General features: G+C 46.4%; 20 protein-coding genes. 13 read left to right on the plus strand and 7 right to left on the minus strand.

Translation table 11 applies throughout. The features are described 5' to 3' along the window. Nucleotides 1-40: 40 nt before the first annotated feature. Nucleotides 41-877 (minus strand): ABC transporter permease, encoded by an 837-nt coding sequence (locus FHS16_RS24085; protein WP_183568948.1) that lies wholly within the window; start codon nucleotides 875-877, stop codon nucleotides 41-43. Continuing rightward, nucleotides 864-2,072 (minus strand): quaternary amine ABC transporter ATP-binding protein, encoded by a 1,209-nt coding sequence (locus FHS16_RS24090; protein WP_183568950.1) that lies wholly within the window; start codon nucleotides 2,070-2,072, stop codon nucleotides 864-866. Before FHS16_RS24090 ends, FHS16_RS24085 begins: the two co-directional genes overlap by 14 nt. Nucleotides 2,073-2,313: 241 nt before the next feature. On the opposite strand from FHS16_RS24090, the gene FHS16_RS24095 reads away from it, so the two are divergent. After that, nucleotides 2,314-2,871: a GbsR/MarR family transcriptional regulator gene (locus FHS16_RS24095; RefSeq protein ID WP_183568952.1), complete on the plus strand. Its 558-nt coding sequence runs from the start codon at nucleotides 2,314-2,316 to the stop codon at nucleotides 2,869-2,871. A gap of 186 nt (nucleotides 2,872-3,057) precedes the next feature. Continuing rightward, nucleotides 3,058-4,263 carry an alpha-D-ribose 1-methylphosphonate 5-triphosphate diphosphatase gene (locus tag FHS16_RS24100; RefSeq protein ID WP_183568954.1) on the plus strand — a complete coding sequence of 402 codons (1,206 nt, stop codon included), beginning with the start codon at nucleotides 3,058-3,060 and terminating at the stop codon, nucleotides 4,261-4,263. On the opposite strand, the gene sspI is transcribed toward FHS16_RS24100, so the two are convergent. Further along, on the minus strand, nucleotides 4,257-4,490 hold the full coding sequence (gene sspI, locus FHS16_RS24105; RefSeq protein ID WP_183568956.1) for a small acid-soluble spore protein SspI: 234 nt from the start codon (nucleotides 4,488-4,490) through the stop codon (nucleotides 4,257-4,259). The two genes, FHS16_RS24100 and sspI, sit on opposite strands and share 7 nt — an antisense overlap. A 75-nt stretch (nucleotides 4,491-4,565) precedes the next feature. Here sspI and FHS16_RS24110 point away from each other — a divergent pair, with 75 nt between their 5' ends. Both FHS16_RS24110 and FHS16_RS24115 read left to right on the plus strand, forming a co-directional pair. Next, the gene (locus tag FHS16_RS24110) at nucleotides 4,566-5,291 is read left to right on the plus strand and encodes a potassium channel family protein (protein ID WP_221226466.1); all 726 of its coding nucleotides are present in this window, start codon (nucleotides 4,566-4,568) and stop codon (nucleotides 5,289-5,291) included. A gap of 7 nt (nucleotides 5,292-5,298) precedes the next feature. Further along, complete coding sequence (locus FHS16_RS24115) at nucleotides 5,299-6,120, plus strand: TrmH family RNA methyltransferase (protein ID WP_183568959.1); 822 nt, start codon at nucleotides 5,299-5,301, stop codon at nucleotides 6,118-6,120. A gap of 414 nt (nucleotides 6,121-6,534) precedes the next feature. Here the strand turns inward: FHS16_RS24115 and FHS16_RS24120 are convergent, their stop codons facing one another. Together FHS16_RS24120 and FHS16_RS32705 are read right to left on the minus strand one after the other, a co-directional pair. Beyond that, nucleotides 6,535-7,110, minus strand: coding sequence for a hypothetical protein (locus tag FHS16_RS24120; RefSeq protein WP_183568961.1), 576 nt, complete (start codon nucleotides 7,108-7,110; stop codon nucleotides 6,535-6,537). A 15-nt stretch (nucleotides 7,111-7,125) separates the two neighbouring features. Then, a complete protein-coding gene (locus FHS16_RS32705) occupies nucleotides 7,126-7,260 on the minus strand; it encodes a matrixin family metalloprotease (RefSeq protein ID WP_376769701.1) in 135 nt (44 codons plus the stop codon). A gap of 686 nt (nucleotides 7,261-7,946) precedes the next feature. Here FHS16_RS32705 and FHS16_RS24130 point away from each other — a divergent pair. From FHS16_RS24130 to FHS16_RS24170, 9 genes are all read left to right on the plus strand, one after another. Next, nucleotides 7,947-9,302: a dipeptidase gene (locus tag FHS16_RS24130; RefSeq protein ID WP_183568965.1), complete on the plus strand. Its 1,356-nt coding sequence runs from the start codon at nucleotides 7,947-7,949 to the stop codon at nucleotides 9,300-9,302. Between the two features lie 314 nt (nucleotides 9,303-9,616). Further along, nucleotides 9,617-10,294 (plus strand): FadR/GntR family transcriptional regulator, encoded by a 678-nt coding sequence (locus FHS16_RS24135; RefSeq protein ID WP_183568967.1) that lies wholly within the window; start codon nucleotides 9,617-9,619, stop codon nucleotides 10,292-10,294. 108 nt (nucleotides 10,295-10,402) lie between these two features. After that, complete coding sequence (locus tag FHS16_RS24140; RefSeq protein WP_183568969.1) at nucleotides 10,403-11,716, plus strand: ABC transporter substrate-binding protein; 1,314 nt, start codon at nucleotides 10,403-10,405, stop codon at nucleotides 11,714-11,716. Nucleotides 11,717-11,730: 14 nt separating this feature from the next. Continuing rightward, nucleotides 11,731-12,672: a carbohydrate ABC transporter permease gene (locus FHS16_RS24145; RefSeq protein WP_246431931.1), complete on the plus strand. Its 942-nt coding sequence runs from the start codon at nucleotides 11,731-11,733 to the stop codon at nucleotides 12,670-12,672. Further along, nucleotides 12,672-13,499, plus strand: a complete 828-nt coding sequence (locus tag FHS16_RS24150) for a carbohydrate ABC transporter permease (protein ID WP_183568973.1) — start codon at nucleotides 12,672-12,674, stop codon at nucleotides 13,497-13,499. Before FHS16_RS24145 ends, FHS16_RS24150 begins: the two co-directional genes overlap by 1 nt. Beyond that, nucleotides 13,496-14,659 (plus strand): trans-sulfuration enzyme family protein, encoded by a 1,164-nt coding sequence (locus FHS16_RS24155; RefSeq protein ID WP_183568975.1) that lies wholly within the window; start codon nucleotides 13,496-13,498, stop codon nucleotides 14,657-14,659. Before FHS16_RS24150 ends, FHS16_RS24155 begins: the two co-directional genes overlap by 4 nt. 326 nt (nucleotides 14,660-14,985) lie before the next feature. Then, complete coding sequence (locus FHS16_RS24160; RefSeq protein WP_312891066.1) at nucleotides 14,986-16,578, plus strand: spore germination protein; 1,593 nt, start codon at nucleotides 14,986-14,988, stop codon at nucleotides 16,576-16,578. A gap of 39 nt (nucleotides 16,579-16,617) precedes the next feature. Further along, on the plus strand, nucleotides 16,618-17,799 hold the full coding sequence (locus tag FHS16_RS24165) for a Ger(x)C family spore germination protein (RefSeq protein ID WP_246431940.1): 1,182 nt from the start codon (nucleotides 16,618-16,620) through the stop codon (nucleotides 17,797-17,799). Beyond that, nucleotides 17,796-18,026, plus strand: a complete 231-nt coding sequence (locus FHS16_RS24170) for a hypothetical protein (protein WP_183568979.1) — start codon at nucleotides 17,796-17,798, stop codon at nucleotides 18,024-18,026. The genes FHS16_RS24165 and FHS16_RS24170 overlap by 4 nt, the downstream gene beginning before the upstream one ends. Here the strand turns inward: FHS16_RS24170 and FHS16_RS24175 are convergent. Both FHS16_RS24175 and FHS16_RS24180 read right to left on the minus strand, forming a co-directional pair. Continuing rightward, nucleotides 18,015-19,115 (minus strand): GerAB/ArcD/ProY family transporter, encoded by a 1,101-nt coding sequence (locus FHS16_RS24175; protein WP_183568981.1) that lies wholly within the window; start codon nucleotides 19,113-19,115, stop codon nucleotides 18,015-18,017. The two genes, FHS16_RS24170 and FHS16_RS24175, sit on opposite strands and share 12 nt — an antisense overlap. A 275-nt stretch (nucleotides 19,116-19,390) precedes the next feature. Next, nucleotides 19,391-19,921, minus strand: a complete 531-nt coding sequence (locus FHS16_RS24180; protein WP_183568983.1) for a superoxide dismutase family protein — start codon at nucleotides 19,919-19,921, stop codon at nucleotides 19,391-19,393. Nucleotides 19,922-20,114 lie beyond the last annotated feature (193 nt).

Genomic DNA, 20,114 nt, shown 5'->3' on the forward strand with positions numbered 1-20,114 from the left:
ATGGCATATCCTTGATACATGGTTGTTATTCTGCAAGATGTTAAACAGATTTGCTTTTGCGGATAACCTGCTGCGTCAAGCGGTCCAATATGATGGCCAAAATAACGATAGCAAGGCCGGCCTCAAAGCCTACGCCGGTATTGCCCTGCGTAACAGCGCGGTAGACATAAGCGCCAACGCCTTGAGCGCCAATCATGGAAGCAATGACGACCATCGACAGAGAGAGCATGATGGTCTGATTGATACCGGCCATTATCGTCGGCATTGCAATCGGAAGCTGAAGCTTGATGAGCTTCTGTAGAGGCGTTGAACCAAAGGCATCAGCCGCTTCCACGAGCTCTTCCGGTACTTGGCGAATGCCAAGATTCGTCAGTCTGATCGTAGGCGGTATCGCGAATATAATAGAAGAGATAACGCCAGGAACTACGCCTAACGAGAAGAAGGTGACAGCTGGGAGCAAATATACGAACGCAGGCATCGTCTGCATGAAATCAAGCAGCGGCGTAACGATTTTTTGAAAGCTGCCATACCTGGCGCATAAGATTCCGACTGGAACGCCAATCAGAACCGAGATGAAGGCCGAGGTCAAGACGAGCGCGAGCGTCTGCATCGTTTGGCTCCATAAACCGAGGTTTTCGATAATGAGCAAGCCAATTAGCGTAAATAAGGCCATTCTCCACTTACCGATAGACCAGGCTATTATTGTAAACAGCAGGATAAGAACAAGTGCCGGGAACCAATTAAGCGCCGTATCCAGCCCATTGACGGTTTCGCCTACAATCATGCGAATGAATTTGAAAAACGGGTCAAAATGGGCTTCCAGCCAAGCTTCCAGCGATTCAATCCAATCAGCTAACGGGATTTTAGGCAGATTCATGACGAGCACCTGCCTCTAACCCTGAATTTCCTGACAATGCGGCCAGAACCGCGCCTTTGATGACAATGCCCTTAAGCCGGCCATTATCATCGATAATGGATACGGGAAACTTGGATAGGCTCATTAATTCGAACAAATCATTAAGCATCGTATCAGGCGTTGCGAATGGCGCTTCCCGTTCCATTGCTTCTTCAAGCCTCGATCCGTTTTTAATAGCATTTGCCGCATCCTCTGCCGTAATTACGCCGAGCAGCCGCATGCCTTTGTCCACGACATATAAGCTTGATACGCCGCGGTCACGCATAAACTGCAGTGCGACGCGCGGACCTTTCTCAATCGTGATCGTCTCTGGCTTGATCATGACATGTGAAGCGGTCAGCACTTTGGACAAATCGACGTCTTCAACGAAGCGTTCTACATATTTGTTGGCTGGCTGCATTAATATTTCTTCGGGCGAACCGATTTGTACGATGCTTCCATCTTTCATCAAAGCGATCTGATCGCCAATCCGCAGTGCCTCATTAAGGTCATGCGTGATAAAAACGATCGTTTTTTTCATTTTGGACTGGAGTTCAAGCAGCTCATCCTGCATATCCTTCCGAATAAGCGGATCAAGCGCGCTGAAGGCTTCATCCATAAGAAGAACGTCAGGGTCATTGGCAAGTCCTCTTGCCAGCCCTACACGCTGCTGCATGCCGCCGCTTAGCTGATCCGGGTAACTGTTCTCCCAGCCTTTTAATCCGACGAGTTCAAGCGAATTCATCGCCATCTCTTTACGTTTCTTTTTGTCGATGCCCTGTACCTCAAGCCCATACTCGATGTTCTGAATGACGGTACGATGCGGGAACAGCGCGAACTTCTGAAACACCATGCCGACGTTTTTCCTTCTAAAATTGCGAAGCTGCTCCGGATTCATCTTCAGGACATCCGTTCCGTTAAATAATACTTGGCCAATCGTAGGCTCAATCAATCGGTTAAGAAGACGAACAAGCGTCGACTTGCCGCTGCCGGACAAGCCCATGATGACAAATATTTGTCCTTCTTCAATGGAGAAGCTTGCTTGGTTAACCCCAACCGTAAGCTTCGTGTCTGCAAAAATCTTTTCTTTAGACCATCCTTTATCCAGCAGCGGGATCGCCTTTTTCGGATCGGCTCCGAAAATCTTGGTTAGCCTCTTGGCTTCTATAATCGCCATGTTGTGCCCCCTTGTGGAATATTTCGACTCCCATAAGTTTAGTTGGTTATCTTTGCTATGGTCAAAAGGCGTGAGCCTGCGTATACTTCGTACAGTTATAACTTTACGTACTTTACGTACAGTATGCTCGATATAACTCCCTTTTTCATCCCAAACGGTTTCTTTACAGATGGACAGCCCTTTGATTACAATAATCAATGTAGGCATGATAGGGGGCACGACACTCCTCAGGAGGAACGACATGAATGAACTTGCAGCATTAAACGAAGAGCAGCTCATGAAGCTGAACAACACGCGCCGCCGCGTCATCGAATCAATCGGGAAAAATATGGACTTGTACGGCATAACATTATCTATTGGTCATCTATATGGAAATATGTATTTCAACCGTGAGCCGGTTACGCTAGACGATATGAGCCATACGATGGGGATGAGCAAGACATCGATGAGCACAGGCATGCGAACGCTGCATGACTTGAAAATGATAAATAAAGTATGGGGCAAGGGCTCACGCAAAGATTTGTACGAAGTTGAACCGAATTGGCATCAGAATTTCACGGATTATTTCTCTATTAAGTGGAGAAAAGCAGTCGAGCAAAATATGAGTGCCTTAAACCGTTCATTGAAGGAAAATGAAGCATTGGGGCAGCAATATGCGGAAGATCAAGCTTTTCTTGACGTGCTGGGGAGCGATAAGGAGAAAATCGATGAAGCGCTGAAGTATTACAAATGGCTTGATCGATTGATTGATTCTCTTGAAACGGGAGACATTTATACATTCATACCGAAAGAAGAATAGCTGATTCAACCGTGAGCTTGTTGACGGCTGGCTGCGAAGTAGCCTAGGCGACTACGTCTAGGCTTTTTGCTATGTCCGTACAAATGATGCGATTTATTGGGATTGCTTATCGAAAACGAGTGAATGGAATCGACGAAATATGGTAAGCTTGAGGGTATAACAAAAGGATAAGGAGACGACCGGCCGATGGAAGATCGCTTGCTTGCCAATATAAAGCCACTGCTCGTTGCAAATGGAAAAGTGGTATTGCCAGATCAGGTCGCCGATACAGCCGTAGCGGTTGTAGGTGGGAGAATCGATAGGTTGCTGCAAGGCGAAGAAGCTGTTGACAGCTGGCTTCGACAGCATAGTAGCGCCGCCATAATAGATGCGGAAGGGAAATATGTACTACCCGGATTAATCGATATTCATTGCGACGCGATCGAAAAGGAAGTGCAGCCGCGGCCTAATACATTGTTCCCGCTTAATATGGCATTGCTGGAGTTCGAAAGAAAGCTGCCCGTGCATGGCATTACAACGATGTATCACTCACTTTCGCTCGGCGTAGGACTGAGCCTGCGCGGCGATCATTTGCTTACGGGAATGGTTGAGCATATGAATGACTACCGTGGTAAGCGTTCAGTCATCCGCAACCGTATTCATCTGCGGTTTGAGGTTTCTCATATGGCTGGCATGCCGATTGTCGAACGATTTCTAAAAGAGAAAGCAATCGATTATTTATCGTTTATGGATCACTCGCCTGGTCAGGGACAGTATAGGGAGCCTGGCTCTTTTGAGCGGTATGTCATGAAGAACCAAGGCGTAAGCCAAGAGGAAGTACGTGTCATCGTGGATGATTTAATTCATCGAAGAGAACAGGTTAACGCTTCGCTATTGCAGGAGCTTAGCCGACTGGCCGCCGCACAAGGCATTGCGATTGCTTCACATGATGACGATTCGGTGGAGAAGGTAGAACAGTCCATCGATTACGGTGTGTCTGTCTGTGAGTTTCCGATCAATCTTGAAACGGCGAAATTTGCAACAGCGCGCGGATTGCGAGTGTGCGTTGGCGCTCCGAACGTCGTTAGAGGAGCGTCGCATGACAAAAATCTGAAGGCAGTGGATGCGATAGCAGCCGGTGCTGCGGATATTTTATGCTCGGATTATCATCCCTCGTCCATGCTTGCTGCTATATTCAAGCTTGCGGAGCAGGAAGTTGCCGCTTTGCCAGCCGCAGTGAGAATGGCATCTCTACATCCGGCACAAGCGCTGGGCGTGGACGGTGAGCTTGGCTCTATCGAGGTTGGCAAAGCGGCTGATGTTGTTATTGTCGATCATTATGAAGGCTTGCCTTTTGTCACGGATACGATCATTGGCGGGCAATGCGTATATCGCTCTTCCGTACGTTATTGAGACGGATTGGCATGCTCGCTGTGATGAAGATGCTTATAAAGAGAGTCGACCATTCTACCCTGATCCGGCTCTGAGGATTGCTGCCAAATCATTTCGAACAGAACCCCAAGCCCAGGCAATGCACGCTCATCGGCTCCAATTGAATCTTCAATAACCTCGGATAATTCCTTGGCTGAATTGTCCTGTACGCGCCGTACTATGGCTTGGCGCAAATCAATAACTTCCATACTTAATAACCTCCTGGCACATTCGAATTTACTTATATACTATGTCCATCGCTTGCCGCTTTCATCCGAAGAAGCATGCTATGGTATACTGACAAGATAACTGCAGCAATCATCCGGCAAGGAGGATTTGGTAAGATGGCTAAAAAGCAGTACGCGGTAATTGGAATGGGGCGTTTCGGATCAAGCGTTGCAAAGGCATTGACGGATATGGGCTTCGAGGTGCTTGCGATCGACTCGAATGAGCAGCGCATCCAAGAGGTTGTGAATACGGTAACGCATGCGGTATCCGCAGATTCAACGGACGAGGAAGCGCTTCGAGCGCTTGGCATCCGGAATTTCGATGTTGTTGTCGTTGCCATTGGGCAGGACATTCAATCCAGCATTCTAACGACGCTTATTCTAAAGGATCTTGGCGTAAAAACACTAATCGTTAAGGCACAGAATGAGCTGCATGGGAAGGTCGTCAACAAAATAGGCGCGGATAAGGTCGTATTCCCTGAGCGGGATATGGGGCTGCGTGTCGCCCATCATTTGGTATCGCCGAACATCCTCGATTATATTGAGATCTCTGACGATTACAGCATCATTGAGATTAAGGCTCCGGCTCCGATGATTGGACAAAGCTTGAAGCAGCTTGATATTCGGGCTAAATATAAATGCAACGTCATGGCAATCAAAAAAGGCTCTCATATGAATATCGCTCCTTATGCGGATGATTTAATCGATAAGGACGATATTTTGGTTATTGTTGGGAAAAACTCGGATTTAACGAATTTAGAAATCGCATATTCGGAAGGTTAATGACATTATGAATGAAAACTTCGATCCATTGCTCTCATCGGTTCAGAATGACAAGGTTAAACAGTGGGCTTCGCTGCTGGATAAGAAAAACCGCGATCGGAGCGGCCAGTTCCTAATTGAAGGGGTTCATCTCGTTCTCGAGGCGCTTCACGGGCAAGCGAAGGTACTGACAATTGTATATGATACGGAGCGAGGCATTCCTGCAGAGCTTGCAGTGGAGCGGGAAACGAACGATTCTCCCGCAACGCTCGGGCTCGAATGGGTACAGGCTTCACGACAAGTCATGTCAAAATGCACGGGAACGGATACCCCGCCTCCTGTATTCGCGATAGTGTCCAAGCTTTCAGCGGATCAATCTGCTTTATTCCGCAAAAGCGGCCTTGTCGTGGTATTGGACGGGGTCCGTGATCCGGGCAATGCAGGCACGATTATTCGCAGTGCCGACGCGGTTGGCGCGGATGCGGTCATATTTGGCAAAGGCTGCGTCGATCTATATAACCTGAAGACCGTACGCTCCACGATGGGCTCCATCTTCCATTTGCCTATTATCGAAGCAGACCTGAAGGAGCTTATTCCTCAGGCGAAAGCAAAAGGCATGAAGCTTGTCGGCACTAGCTTGCAAGCGAAGCATACCTGTTATGGCTACGACTGGACGCAGGGAACATGGCTGCTTATGGGAAGCGAATCGGAGGGATTATCTCCGGCCGTTCGCGAGCTTATGGACGAAGCGGTCATCATTCCGATGACGGGACAAGCCGAATCGCTGAACGTCGCAATGGCGGCAACCGTTTTGCTTTATGAGAGTTTGAGGCAGCGGCGGTTTAACTAACGAATTATTCCTGTAAAAAAAAATCCCGTCCCAAGTGATTTACCGCACTCGTAAAGTTGAACCATCTGACTCTTAAATTCAGCTGTAAACGTGCGCCTACTTGCTGCATTGTAGTTTTGCCCCTTGTCTGTTTTGCTCATTCTTTTAGCCCTCAATTTATCTGTCCAACTTACTGTAGCCAATCCCTGTGTTAGTATAGAGGTGTCGGAGGGAAACCATCAAGTGACCTAATGGAGTGTTTTGGCAGTTGAATAAAAAATCAACGTAGTTTTTAAATGTTAAAATAGCCTAATCCCCTGGCATTGTATAAAGGGGATTAGGCTATTGTCAGTTGTATTAGTTGCCGTTTCATTGACTCATAAAAGCTCTTATCTCCGCTAAATAGAGAGGCGTCAAACAACCAGTGATTTCTTATTATTTTTCATGTAGTTCTTTATTTACTTTCTCTTTAAAAGAATCAATACGGAGAGGTTTATAGTCTTTTATTTTCTCGGATTCGGGTGCCTGTTGGATTAACATTTCGTTAACTACCTTGAATTTACCTTGATACACTCCTATTGGAACATATGCTCCCTCAACTTGTGGACCAACAAATTCTTGTAAAAAAAGAACAGCATGATCATGCTTATTAAGAACATCAATCCCATTAAATTTCATTCTTGTTTCTTTTAATTTCTTTCCAGTATTATCAACAGGAATAAAGTCTCCTCCTGTTTCGATTATCTTTATTTTGTCCCCTTCTTTAAAAGCACCCTTAATTGTCGACTTTATCGTTACTAATGATATTGTGAAAGGGACATTAAGTTGAGTAATAGTTTCCTGACTGTCTACTTTTACCTCGGCAATAACTTCGGCTTCAGAGGTTAGTTCCTCCATTGAGGTGTAAGACTTTACTAAAGAACTTGGTCCTCCATCATGCTCGTTTTTGCCACAAGCGCTGGTTATCAATAGAAGTAGAGAAAGAATAGTTACTATTTTTACCTTCCACATTTAATTTGTCCTCCCTTAGTAAATTGAACGAATGCCAGCAATATTATCCGTAGTAATGGTTGTAGTTGTCTGGCCACAGATCGATTCATCCATAAGTGAACCTGGATAATGCTTAAGACCAAGAGCATGCCTCATCTCGTGAGCGGCAATTCTCTGCCAGGTATAGTGGGTGTATGCTTACAGAAGCATCAATACTGCTTGCGAGGTGATTTCCGGAACTAATCGTATAATGCCTGTCCTTGACCCCTCCATTAAGCTATATAACCAATCAGAGTATATTATAAGAGATAGATGAAGCAATCAAACTAACTGTCAACGTTGTTAGTAATATTAAATTACGGTCTCTCAATATATTCGTTACTTACATTTGTGGCTAGAAAAGGATACTATTCCTAATTTACCGAGTCAATATATTTGTTGTAAAATTATAAATTTGAGTGGTCGGAAATTTAGAAACTACTATTTTGCAAGTTCGAACATTTCTTAGACGGTAGCAAACGGCAACTCGTCTACTTGGATGAATTTGTATATTTGTGCATATTTGTAAACGGCTATTCTGGTGATGGATTTATCAAGGGAATAGTTCAAATAGCCACAGACTTTATTTTCTTCAAGCACACATTCATTGAGCAATTGAAAAATTTTTCTTATACATCTATATCACACAGGATTCTTGAATTATTCCTATACTTCATGTAGGCTTAGAATGGTTTCATTATTCGTGACAAGTTAAATGAAAGAAAACAACACCAACAATCAATGCTGAGCTTTAGGTATATTTACTTGGCGGGGGTATATGATAGGGACATAAATTGAACGGGAGGATGGAATCACAGATGAGTTATGAAGCCTATTTTCAAAGCATAAGGGAACAGCAATTGGATGAGCTGAAGCAATGGTTGTCCATACCGAGCATATCCGCACTGTCCGCGCATAAAGCGGATTTGAACAAAGCGGCCGAATGGCTTGCGGACACGCTCACCCGCGCGGGTCTTGAGAACGTGGAAGTGCATCAAACGGGCGGTCATCCGATCGTGTATGCCGATCATCTTCATGCTCCCGGTAAACCAACCGTGCTTGTATACGGTCATTATGACGTGCAGCCAGTCGATCCGCTGCATTTATGGACGACGCCACCTTTTGAGCCGGATATCCGGGACGGCAAGCTGTATGCCCGAGGAGCGACGGACGATAAAGGGCAAGTCTTTCTACATATCAAAGCGATAGAAGCTATATTGAAGCAGGAAGAGAAGCTTCCGGTTAATATCAAGCTATGCATCGAAGGCGAAGAAGAAATTTCCAGCCGGAGCCTTCCTCCTTTCTTGACGGCGAATCGGGACAAGCTAGCCTCCGACGTTATCCTGATTTCGGACACATCGCTGCTCGAGCCGGGCAAGCCCGCCATCAGCACGGGGCTTCGGGGATTGTGCTCGCTTGAGGTCACTGTAAACACCGCGAATACGGATTTGCACTCCGGATCATTCGGCGGAGGCGTTCCCAACGCACTTCATGCCCTCGTCTCGCTGCTTGCGACTTTGCATGATGATCAGGGAGGCGTAAGCGTCGACGGATTCTATGAAGGCGTGCCGGAGCTTTCATCGCTCATGAGAGAAGAATTTGCCAAACAGATGCTGGATGAAGATCAATTGAAGGCAAGTCTGGGTCTTGATTCGTTGTACGGCGAAGATGGCTTCTCCTTTGTGGAACGCGTTGGAGCGAGGCCTACGCTTGAACTGAACGGCGTTTACGGCGGATTTCAGGGTGAAGGCACCAAGACGGTCATTCCGAAGGAAGCGCATGCTAAGATTACGTGCCGCCTAGTTGGTGACCAGGACCCGCAGGACATTCTAGACAAGATTAAACGGCATTTGGAGAAGCATATTCAGCCCGGAGCCAAGCTGCAAATCAAAGACGGCGAGAAGGCCCGCGCTTTCAATATCGATCCTTCCGACCGAATGCTGCAGCTGGCAGCGGATGCTTATGAAGATGTTTACGGCACGCGAGCGCTGTTTACGAAAGACGGCGGTTCAATTCCGATCGTCGAAACCTTCTCCCGCGAACTGGCGGCTCCTGTCGTGATGATGGGCTTCGGTCTTCCGGACGAGAATCTGCATGCGCCGAATGAACATTTTAATCTGGAAAATTTCGATAAAGGGCTTCTGACGATCGTATCGTTCCTGAAGCGTTTATAGGCATGGAAATCGCGAAGCAGCCGGCTTCGCGATTTTTTTTGACCAGCAGGCTGTTCAATGAAATATAGTATTCGACACATATAGTTGTATGCAGTTAAGATTTCTTGAGCAGCTATGCAAAGACCGAAATCCAAGCCATATTTGGCTATTGCTTAATTCTCGTAACGAATTCACTATTGCTGGTAATGAGAAAAAGGATTCCAACTTAGCGGTTTGCGTGATTCCTCAATTGACATTCCTAGAACAGTATCTTAAGATTTACTTTTAGGTTAACCTATCGGACAGGTAGTAAGGTGAGGAGTGGGAAGAAGGCTATGGCGAAAATTCAAAAATTACTTGTGCATGAATTGGTATCCCAGGAAATTCAAAATTATATTCAGGAGAAGAACCTTCAAGAAGGAGACAAGCTTCCGTCCGTTGAGGAAATGACACAAATGTTCGGCGTCGGCCGATCCTCGCTGCGGGAAGCTTTGCGATACTTGGAGGCCATTGATATCGTTCGCGTGGAAAACGGCAAGGGCATTTTTGTCCGGGATGTCGACACGTTCCGCTTTACGGGGAAAGTTAAAATCGAGCGGGAGCGCCAATACTTGCTGAACACGCTTGACATTCGCAGAGCGCTGGAAGGCAAGGCGGTGGAGCTGGCATCTAAAAACATTACGGTGGCCCAAATCAAGGAATTGGAGCTATGTCTTGAGCGGTATCAGGCTTTGAAGGAGAGCAGCAAGGATACGTCTCAGATTGATCTTGCTTTCCACCGGTACATCATCAAAGCCGCCCATAATCCGATTCTCGAAACCGTGATGGATTCCTTCTCTGGATTATACGAGAAGTTTTTCAATGAGCCGCTAGGCGAAAAACAGCTTTTCGACGAGACGTATCCTTATCATCGCACGATGTTCGTTGCTGTTGCCGCCCATGATACGGCAGGAGCGCTGGAGGAGTTTAACAAAATGATGGATTGCATCGAAGAAAAGATCAAAAGCTTTTAATAAGGAGCGCTTTATTATGTGTTGACAAGATAAAGCGCTTTCAATATAATCTACCTATCAGACAGGATGACTGTGTGATACATGTGATTTAAAGGGGGATTTTAATCGATGAGAACGCGCAATAAAGTGTTGGCTTTGCTGTTATGTGCCGTATTGACGATCGGTCTGTTGGCGGGATGCAGCAGTAAGAACGAAGATGAAGGCGGAAAAACGGACGGCGAGAAGATCACGCTTCGCATGATTGAAAGTTTGACAAGTCCCAAGAGAACCGAATTGATTCAAGCACTGGTCACCAAATTCGAGGAGGCCAATCCGAACATTAAAGTAGAATTTATCTCGCCGCCATTTGATCAGGCGGACAATAAAATCAGAACAATGCTCGCATCCAATGAACAGATTGACGTTCTGGAAGCACGGGATTTGAACGTTGCCGAGTATGTGAACAACGAGTATCTCGAACCGCTTAACGCTTACACGGACAAGTGGAGCGATTTCGCTACGGTGAGCGCCGTATCCAAGTCGGTCGGCTCGATAGGCGACAAACTGTATTTTGTACCAAACGGCCTCTATGAAAGACAAATGTTCTACCGTTCGGACTGGCTGAAAGAGGCGGGTCTAAATCCTCCGACAACTTGGGAGGAACTGTATGAAGTTTCGAAGAAATTAACGGATCCTGCCAAAAACCGTTTCGGTTTCTCTTTCCGCGGCGGCGCGGGCTCCACGGGCACTACGGACGCTATCATTCTTGCTTACAACGGAGACAAAGTGAACCTGGAGGATTCCATGTTCACGAAAGACGGCGCAACGGTTTATTCCACGCCTGAAGCGAAAGCAGGCATGGAGCTTTACCTAAAGCTCTACAAAGACGCTTCGCCTCCGGATTCAATCAACTGGGGCTTCCAAGAGCAAGTACAGGCTTTCACTTCAGGCGTAACCGGCATTCTTCTGCAGGATCCAGACGTTATCCAATCTTTGCAGGAGAAGATGACCGAAGGCACTTGGGCAACGGCTCCACTCGTAACTGGGCCGACTGGCAAAGCGCTGTTCGCAGCTGGCGGAGCTGGCTGGGGAATCGCAACCCATTCCGAGCATAAGGAAGAAGCTTGGAAGCTGATTGAATTCCTCTCAAGCCCTGACGCAAACACGGCGTTCTCCAAGGATTACGGATTGATTCCGATCCATTCCAGTGCTGCGGAAGACGAGTTTTTCAAAACCGGTCCGTACAAAACGCTTATTGAAATGTCCAACAATCCGGATGTGTTCGTGAACTTCAAGCCTGCGTTCCAATACCCAGGCAACGCACAATGGGGCCAAGTTGCGATGGAATCTGGACAATCGCTGCTGCTCGGCAGTTCAGGCCTTGACGATACGCTTAAGAAATGGGACGAATACTGGGTTGATCAGAAAGCGAAATTAAAATAATAAGGTGCATAGGTATGATGGGTGGCGAAATTGTTGCCGCCCATCATACTTTATCCACGAAAGGCGGTGCGGAAATGAAAAAACAAAAGGTGTTTATTCTATCTGGGTTGATTCCCGCCTTACTGCTTGTGCTGGCGTTCACCTATTACCCGTTCCTTAAAGGCATCATTATGGCTTTCCAGGATTATAAGCTTTTCGATTTGAGAAATGTCCATTTCATCGGGCTGGGAAACTTTAAGAATGCCTTTAGCGACCCTAAATTTTTAATGGCTATGCAGAATAGCGCCTACTGGGTATTCTTCTCGCTCATTTTTCAATTTTTATTCGGGTTTACGCTTGCGCTTCTGCTCAAGAAGCCGTTCAAAGGGCGGGGGATTTACCAAGGCTTCGTGTTTTATTCTTGGGCGTTGTCCGGCTTCCTGATAGGAATGATATGGAAGTGGATGTTCAACTCTCAGATCGGCGTCATAAACGATATTTTGCTCCAACTAGGTATTATTCATGAGCGAATCGGCTTTCTGTCGGATCCGAAATGGGCGATGACATCCGTCATTATCGCCAACGTATGGTATGGTGTGGCGTTTTTCGCCATTATGCTTTTGGCAGCTTTGCAATCCGTGCCTTCCGAGCTTTATGAAGCGGCGGTTATGGATGGCGCAAGCAGCTTCCGCAAGCTGTGGAATGTCACGCTGCCTTATATTATGCCGACGATCATTGCGACCACGCTGTTAAGGGCGATTTGGATATTCAACGATCCGACGATTATATACGGATTGACGAACGGGGGACCTGCAGGCAGCACGCATATTCTCTCTTCATTGATGCTGGATAAAATTATTTATGCAGGAGATTACGGAGCGGCCTCTGCCATCGGAATCATTATGATCGTTATTTTGCTGCTCTACACGATCTTCTTCCTATCAGTCACCAAGGCGGAGAAAGCGGGGGATTTCTAATGAAGCTGCGACTATTCGGAATGTCCAAAGTTATTTATCTGGCCATTTATTTGCTGGTCATGGTTTTCCCGCTGTATTGGATCGTCATCACATCGCTCAAGCCGCAGAAGGATATATTCTCATTTCCGCTGAAATATTGGCCTGAAAGACTTACATTGGACAATTACATTCATATTTTCAAAATATCAAAGTTCCACATTTACATCGGCAACAGCTTGCTGGTAGCCATTACTTCGGCGATAATCGTGCTCGTTATCGCTATATTAAGCGCTTACGTGCTCGCCCGCTTTAAATTTCGGGGACATAGGCAAATCATGCTTGCATTCTTTGCAACGCAAATGCTTCCCGGCTTTGTTGCCCTTGCTCCGCTATATTTAATGATGAGCAATATGGGGTTAATCAATAACCGGATTTCGCTCGTTCTTATGTACACCGTTGGCCTTATCCCTTTCTCAACCATCATGCTTCGCGGTTTCTTCGAGCGAATCCCGTCTAGTCTGGAAGAAGCAGCGATGATCGACGGATGCTCGAGGTGGACGGCATTGGTGAGAATCATTATTCCGGTCATGTTGCCGGGGATCGCTTCGACATTTATATTCGCTTTCGTTCAAAACTGGAATGAGCTGTTTCTGGCGGTCATGTTCATCGATAATGACGCGCTTAAGACACTGCCGGTTGCGATGAACTCATTTATCCTGAAATTTGACGTGGATTGGGGAGCAATGTCGGCCGGAGCGGTATTATCGATCATTCCAACCATTTTATTATTTGCTTTCGCACAACGATTCATTGTGGAAGGTTTGACGCAAGGAGCAGAAAAAGGATGAGCAAACTAGAGAATAAATTCACCAAAGCAGCTTACGATCCGCTGGATGCTAGACATCATGGCGCTATACATGTACCGATTTATCAGAACAGCCTGTTTGCCTTTCCGAGCTACGAACAGTTCGACGAAGCGATGAAAGCGCAGCAAAACCATCACATCTACTCGCGCGGGAACAACCCGACGGTTCAATATTTGGAGATGAAACTGGCGGATTTGGAAGAAGCCGAATCCGCCAAATGTTTTGCATCGGGTATGGCTGCCATTTCCTCGGCCATTATGTCCGTTGTTTCGCAAGGCGATCATGTCATCTGCGTTAATCAAGCATACGGTCCGACTAAGGAGTTTCTCGGCTCTTATATGAGCCGGTTCGGCGTGGAAACCACGTTTATCAACGGTAGCTCGAATGAAGAGTGGCGCAGTGCCGTGCGTCCCAATACGAAGCTGTTCTATTTGGAGAGTCCTACGACGTTGTACTTTGAACTGCAGGACCTAAAGCATTGCGCGGAGTTAGCCCATAGCATAGGCGCCGTAACCATTATCGATAATACTTGGGCAACACCATGCTTTCAAAACCCGACCACGTTGGGTATTGATCTAGTGGTGCATTCCATCACTAAATATATCGGCGGACACAGCGATTGTATCGGCGGCGTCGTGCTGGGCTCGAAGGAGCTTGTAGATCGGATTGCGAATAATGAGTATATGCTGCTCGGCGGCATTATGACTCCGCAATCGGCCGCGCTCGTAGCGAAAGGCATTCGGACGCTGCCGCTGCGCATGCAACGGCATGAAGAGAGCGGACTTTATGTCGCTGAGCATATCGCCAAGCTAAGCTTTGTCACCCGCGTCAACCATCCGGGCTTCTCCTCCCATCCGCAGCATGAACTGGGGCGGCGCCAGATGTCGGGGGCCAGCAGCTTGTTCTCCTTTCTGTCGAATGAATCCACTGAACGAATGAAGGATTGGGCAAACCGGCTGAAGTATTTCAAAATCGGTGTAAGTTGGGGCGGATTCGAAAGCTTGGTTACGGTCAATCGCCATACGAACGACGACAAAGCCGGTAATAAGCCGGTCGCGATCGTCAGATTATATGTCGGCATAGAAGACCCGCGGGAGCTCGTTGCCGATATCGAACAGGCTTGGGAGCAATTGAAAGATTAGATTCAGTATTGCTCACAGTAACATGTATCGGCGGCTTTTTCAGGCAACAACAGTTAACTAACATAATGGGATGAGAGATGAGCGGGCGCTGCGGTGGCCTGCTCTTTTTATTAAGCTCCCTGGGTACGATATAATTCCTACACGTTAATCGCTTTTCATTGTTTGCAATACTATTTATCCTACATAGGTCAGCTGCTTTTTTGCTTATACGAGTTGATAAATAGCTTATCCGCCTGCCTGTGACTATGGCCTTCGCTAGCGATAGCATATTATTTCCGAATAATGGGAAGATATAGGTATCGTTCTTTCGTGGGGAGGTCTAATCAGTGAAAAGGTTTAGGAAATGGATGCACAAAGAGCCAGAGTATCCAACTATACCGGAGGATTATCATTCTGAAGATGAAGAGAGCCCCAGGCTGACTTTGGATTTAGAGCAAAATGAATTGATTTTTAGACGTATTTTCCACAACAGCTCCGATATCGTATTTCGTAAAATTGGGATGGCTGAACAAGCGCTGTGGCTTGTCATATTCCTCGAAAGTTTAGTTGACGAACAGATAGTTGACGAACATATATTGAAACCTTTGATTTCCAATACGTCAAAACAGCAAGAATTCGATACGCAAGCAGAGGAGTTGGATGATCAGATCATCTCTGCAGCATCAACGAATTTGTCATCCAATGTAACCGACATTGTTCGTCATGTGCTAAAAGGCCATGCTATCGTTCTTACGAGAGCGGACAGCAATGCGATGATGGTTAAGGTTAACGGCAATAAACAGCGAAGCTTAGAAGAGCCTTCCTCTGAACCTGTCATTCGCGGTCCGAGAGATGGATTCATCGAGAATATTTCAACAAATATAGGGTTAATACGGAGCAGACTTAAATCATCGAGGCTGAAAATGGAATCCATTACGATTGGGGAGCTTTCCCAAACGGAAGTCATCCTCACGTATATCGTTGGCATCGCTTCTGAATCACTCATTGAGGAAGTTCGAAAAAGGGTATCGCGCATTCAAATTGACGGAATTCTTGATTCAGCCTACATTGAAGAATTTATCGAGGATAGTCCTTATTCTCCTTTTCCTCTCTTGCACAGCACGGAGCGGCCTGATGTTGTAGCTGCAGAGCTATTGGAAGGGAAAGTAGCCATTCTAGTGGATACCAGCCCATTTGCATTAATTGCTCCTATGACATTTTGGACCGGGCTTCAGGCAAGCGAAGATTATTATGTGCGCTGGCCCATCGCAACATTTGTACGGTGGGTTAGATTTCTATTTACGGCCATCGCGATATTTGCTCCACCCCTATACGTTGCGGTAACGACCTTCCATCAGGAAATGATTCCGACTAATCTCGTCCTAAGCCTTGCGTCCTCCAGAGAAGCTGTCCCGTTTCCGGCACTGATTGAAGCCCTGTTAATGGAAATCATATTTGAGGCGTTGCGGGAGGCAGGGATTCGATTGCCGAAACAAATTGGGCAGGCAGTCAGCATTGTAGGTGCGTTGGTCATTGGACAGGCTGCCGTGGAAGCGGGAATCATATCTGCTCCTGTCGTCATCATCGTATCGATCACGGGTATCGCGGCATTTACGATTCCGCGTTACAGCTTTGCGAACGGAATCAGGCTGCTTCGATTTCCGATGCTTTTTTTGGCGGGCACGCTTGGACTTTATGGCATTGTACTTGGGTTTCTGGGCATTCTGCTGCATGTTGCAATGCTTCGTTCATTTGGCGTTCCCTATTTTACGCCCGTCGCCCCACTTACCCTCGCGAGTTTGAAGGATGTCATCATCCGAGCGCCGATATGGGCCAAAACAGGCCGTCCGCATGCGACGGGAATGAGCAATCCGGTTCGTGAGCCGGCAGGCCAGAAACCTGGCCCATCCCAAGGGAAACAGCCGTCGGAGAACAATTAGGCATTTCGAAGTGATGAAGAAAGGGATATGGACTTGAGTATGAAACCATTTCTGTGCATCGGGCTATTATTCACCGTATTGATCACAAGCGGCTGTTGGGACCGCACAGAAATCAATGACCTTGCGTTTATTTTGGGCGCGGCATTTGATTTATCTGATGAGGGGGAATATTTATTATCGTTACAGATTGCCATCCCTTCTTCCAGTCAAGGCGGTACTGGGGGCGGAGGGAGCGGTCAGCAGGATAAGTTTTTTGTCTTATCAGCCACTGGGAAGAATGCCAATGAGGCTTTTCATAAAATTCAAAATAAAAGCTCCCGCAGGTTGTTCACCGCCCATCGCAGCGTGATTTTTATAGGTGAATCGTTAGGCAGGCATGGGATTGATGATGTTCTCGATGTTTTCAGCCACGATCCGCGTCAACGATTGAAAACCTATATCATGATCGTAAAAGGGGGGAGAGGCCAGGACGTTCTCCTAACGAAATATCCTTTTGAACAAGTACCAACAGAAGCAGTGAAGGAGATGGAAATATCGGGAAGCGGCTTGGCGGTTACTTTGCGAGACTTTTTTATAGCAGCATCAAGTGATGGCATCAGTCCAGTCATGGGAGTCATAGAACCTGAGAGTGCTTCCGAAGTCACAAAAGGAAACAAAAATAAAATATTCAATCTGACCGGTACGGCTGTTTTTAAAGACTTAAAATTAATCGGTTTTCTAGATGATGCAGAAACGAGCGGATTGATGTGGGCAACGAATCGAATGAGGTTAGGCAGAATCAACGCCGCGTTACCTGATCGTGGTGGAACGGTGGGGATCGTTTTGTCTCATGCAGAGCGAAAAATCACGTCGGAGGTAAGCGGGGATAAAATCAAAGTCAACCTTCAATTGCATGGGCAAGGAAGCTTTGTCGAAAATAATACCCGTTTGGATATTAGCCGGCCTCAGAATCTTCTGCTTGTACAGCATGCTTTGGAGAAATCGCTTGAGCTACAAATCAGGAAAGCATTAACCAAGATCCAAAAGCGATACAAAGTAGACAGTACCGGTTTCGGTCAAGAAATACACCGGAATAAGCCGAAGGCGTGGAAAGCGTTGAAGGATCAATGGGACAGCAAGTATCCCATGGTAGATATTTCGATCGATGTAAGGCTAAGCATTAATGGAGCTGGGATGGCAGGTCCTCCTCTGCAATTGAAAGATAAGGAGACCATAAAATGATCATAGAAATAGCGGGGTATTTACTTGGATTGGCAGTATGGTCCGTTATTCGCATCAAAGCCCTGGCAAGCCAGGAAAAAAACAAGGAAGCAGCGGTTTACGGTAGTTTATTGGGCGTATCCGCTATATTGGGTTCTCTATTACTCGCACGAATGGATCTGCCAAGCTTTACGGAACCAGCCAAAATGATATTGGAGCCTATCGGAAAAATGCTATTAAAGCAGTGATTGGCGCGTTTTTCTTTTTATGGTATCGATCATTAGCAGTGACAACGGTAAAAGACTTTGATTGAAAAAAGCCAAGAGCGGGAAAGTAAAAGCGAGATAGTTCAGAAGCTCCGATGCGTTTTTGAATATCCATGCTGAGCCTATGAGGGACAACAGCGATATGGGCAATACGATATCTCTGTAATTTCGGAGTCCGAAAAGCTGGCTTGCGCACAAGCATAAAATAAACAAAGACACCGATACCTTTACAAAACATCCCAACACCCAAATGGATACAGCGAGTGCTTCCAGGCGTTCAAAAGAGCCGGCAATACCGATATATTGGATCACGCTTAAGAAGGAATAGGTCAGTTTGCCCGTCAACGGACCGAGGACTGTAATCGTTAGCAAAATAACAGTGATAATAAGCACGGAAATACTGGCGAGCGCAATTAACGAAGCTTTGCGAGCCTTTTGAGGTTGATTCAAGTAAGGCAGGAGCCATCCGAGGATAAAGAGTTGATTCATAAATCCGCCTGCTGGGCTCACAGAACCTTGCAATACGGGGATCATGCCTTCTCCTAAAATAGGCTTTAGTTGATTGGCGTCTCCTTGCACGGCCGACAGAATTAATAGAGGGATCAAAAAAAACAAGATGATAACGGTAAGAAATTCATTGCATCTCGCGATAACCTCAATCCCCGCTATAACGGCTATGCTGCATAAAATCAAGAATGTCAGACTCGCTACGATCGGGGGGCTCTTTGGCAATAGAAGCGTATTTACAAATCCGGAATGCTGCATGATAATGGTTGAAATGGATACAAACCAATAATAAATGTAATTGATCCCTAGCAATCTTCCTAGCCATTTACCGACGATTTTGGATCCGTATTGGGTGATCGTTAAGCCGGGATAACGGTTGGAGAGCGTAATCATCACATAAATGCTTAGCAAGCCGGTTAGGGATGCAGGAATAATCGATATCCACGCATTTTGCTTGCCAAACATCACCATGATTCCGGGAACCGTTAAGATGATCGTGGAAATTACAAACGTTATCAGTAAAAAGCCGAGCTGGTTTCCCGAAATTTTTTCCGTCTCCTGCATCTTCGTATATTCTCTCCTTGCCTCATAGAGGTTCTTCCAAGTATTTACTTTCCGGTTTCCATTTATACGCTGAGAAGGAGTGAAGCTGCCATTATGGATCAGAGATGATGGGTGCTTTCCAATCAGGATGAAGCTCAAAATCAAATGGAAGAGATATCTGTATTTTTGGGGCGGATACAACCATACCGTTTGCGAGCTTATAGATAACTAAATGAAAGGAGAGAGCAGCAACCGCTGCTCTCTCCTTTTTTCACGCCTTCGTCTATTTCCTAGGCTTAACTGATTATCCCGCATGCCACGCGGTTGCCTGAATTTCCTGAAGGATCGGTCGTATAATCATCGGCTTTCTCGTGAATGATCAGCGACGTTCCGCCTTCCTTTAACAGGGAATTTGGCTTGTCTTTCAGTAAAGTGACGTCCGCGCTGGCGATATCGGCAATGACTTTGCCATTTGCGCCGACTTCAATATTCGGAAGATCTCCGTTGTGATAGCCTTTTGGGTTGTTGAAGCCATGCTGCTTGCCGCCGGGATTGTAATGATCGCCTGCCGATTTGAAGTCAGGCGTATCGCATTTGCCTACGCTATGAAAGTGAACGCCGTGCTTGCCAGGGGCAAGCTTCTCCGCTTCGATATGTACAAACACTTTATCCGCCTTTTGTACAAGCTGGGCCGATCCGATCTGTTTTCCTTCGCCATTGATGATCGGGATCAGCAGGGCAGTTGGCTCGGAGTTGGTCATAGCTGCTGCTGCACCGGCAGCCTGCGTGAGAAGCAGCAAACAAACAATCATGAAGATTTTTTTCATCTTATCCTCCTAGGTTATGACAATCTGGAGATAGGATGCGCAGACTTCTCTCTTTTATGCATAAAAAGGAAAAAAATATATCCTAGACGATCGCCGCTTTTTGCTTTCCATACGCATGCATGAAGATTCTTTCTTACTCGTGAAACTTGCTTCTACCCGCTATTTTCGGTACATTCAGTTTCACAAGCTTTTT

The organism is Paenibacillus endophyticus (genome assembly GCF_014192395.1).
GTDB lineage: Bacteria > Bacillota > Bacilli > Paenibacillales > Paenibacillaceae > Pristimantibacillus > Pristimantibacillus endophyticus.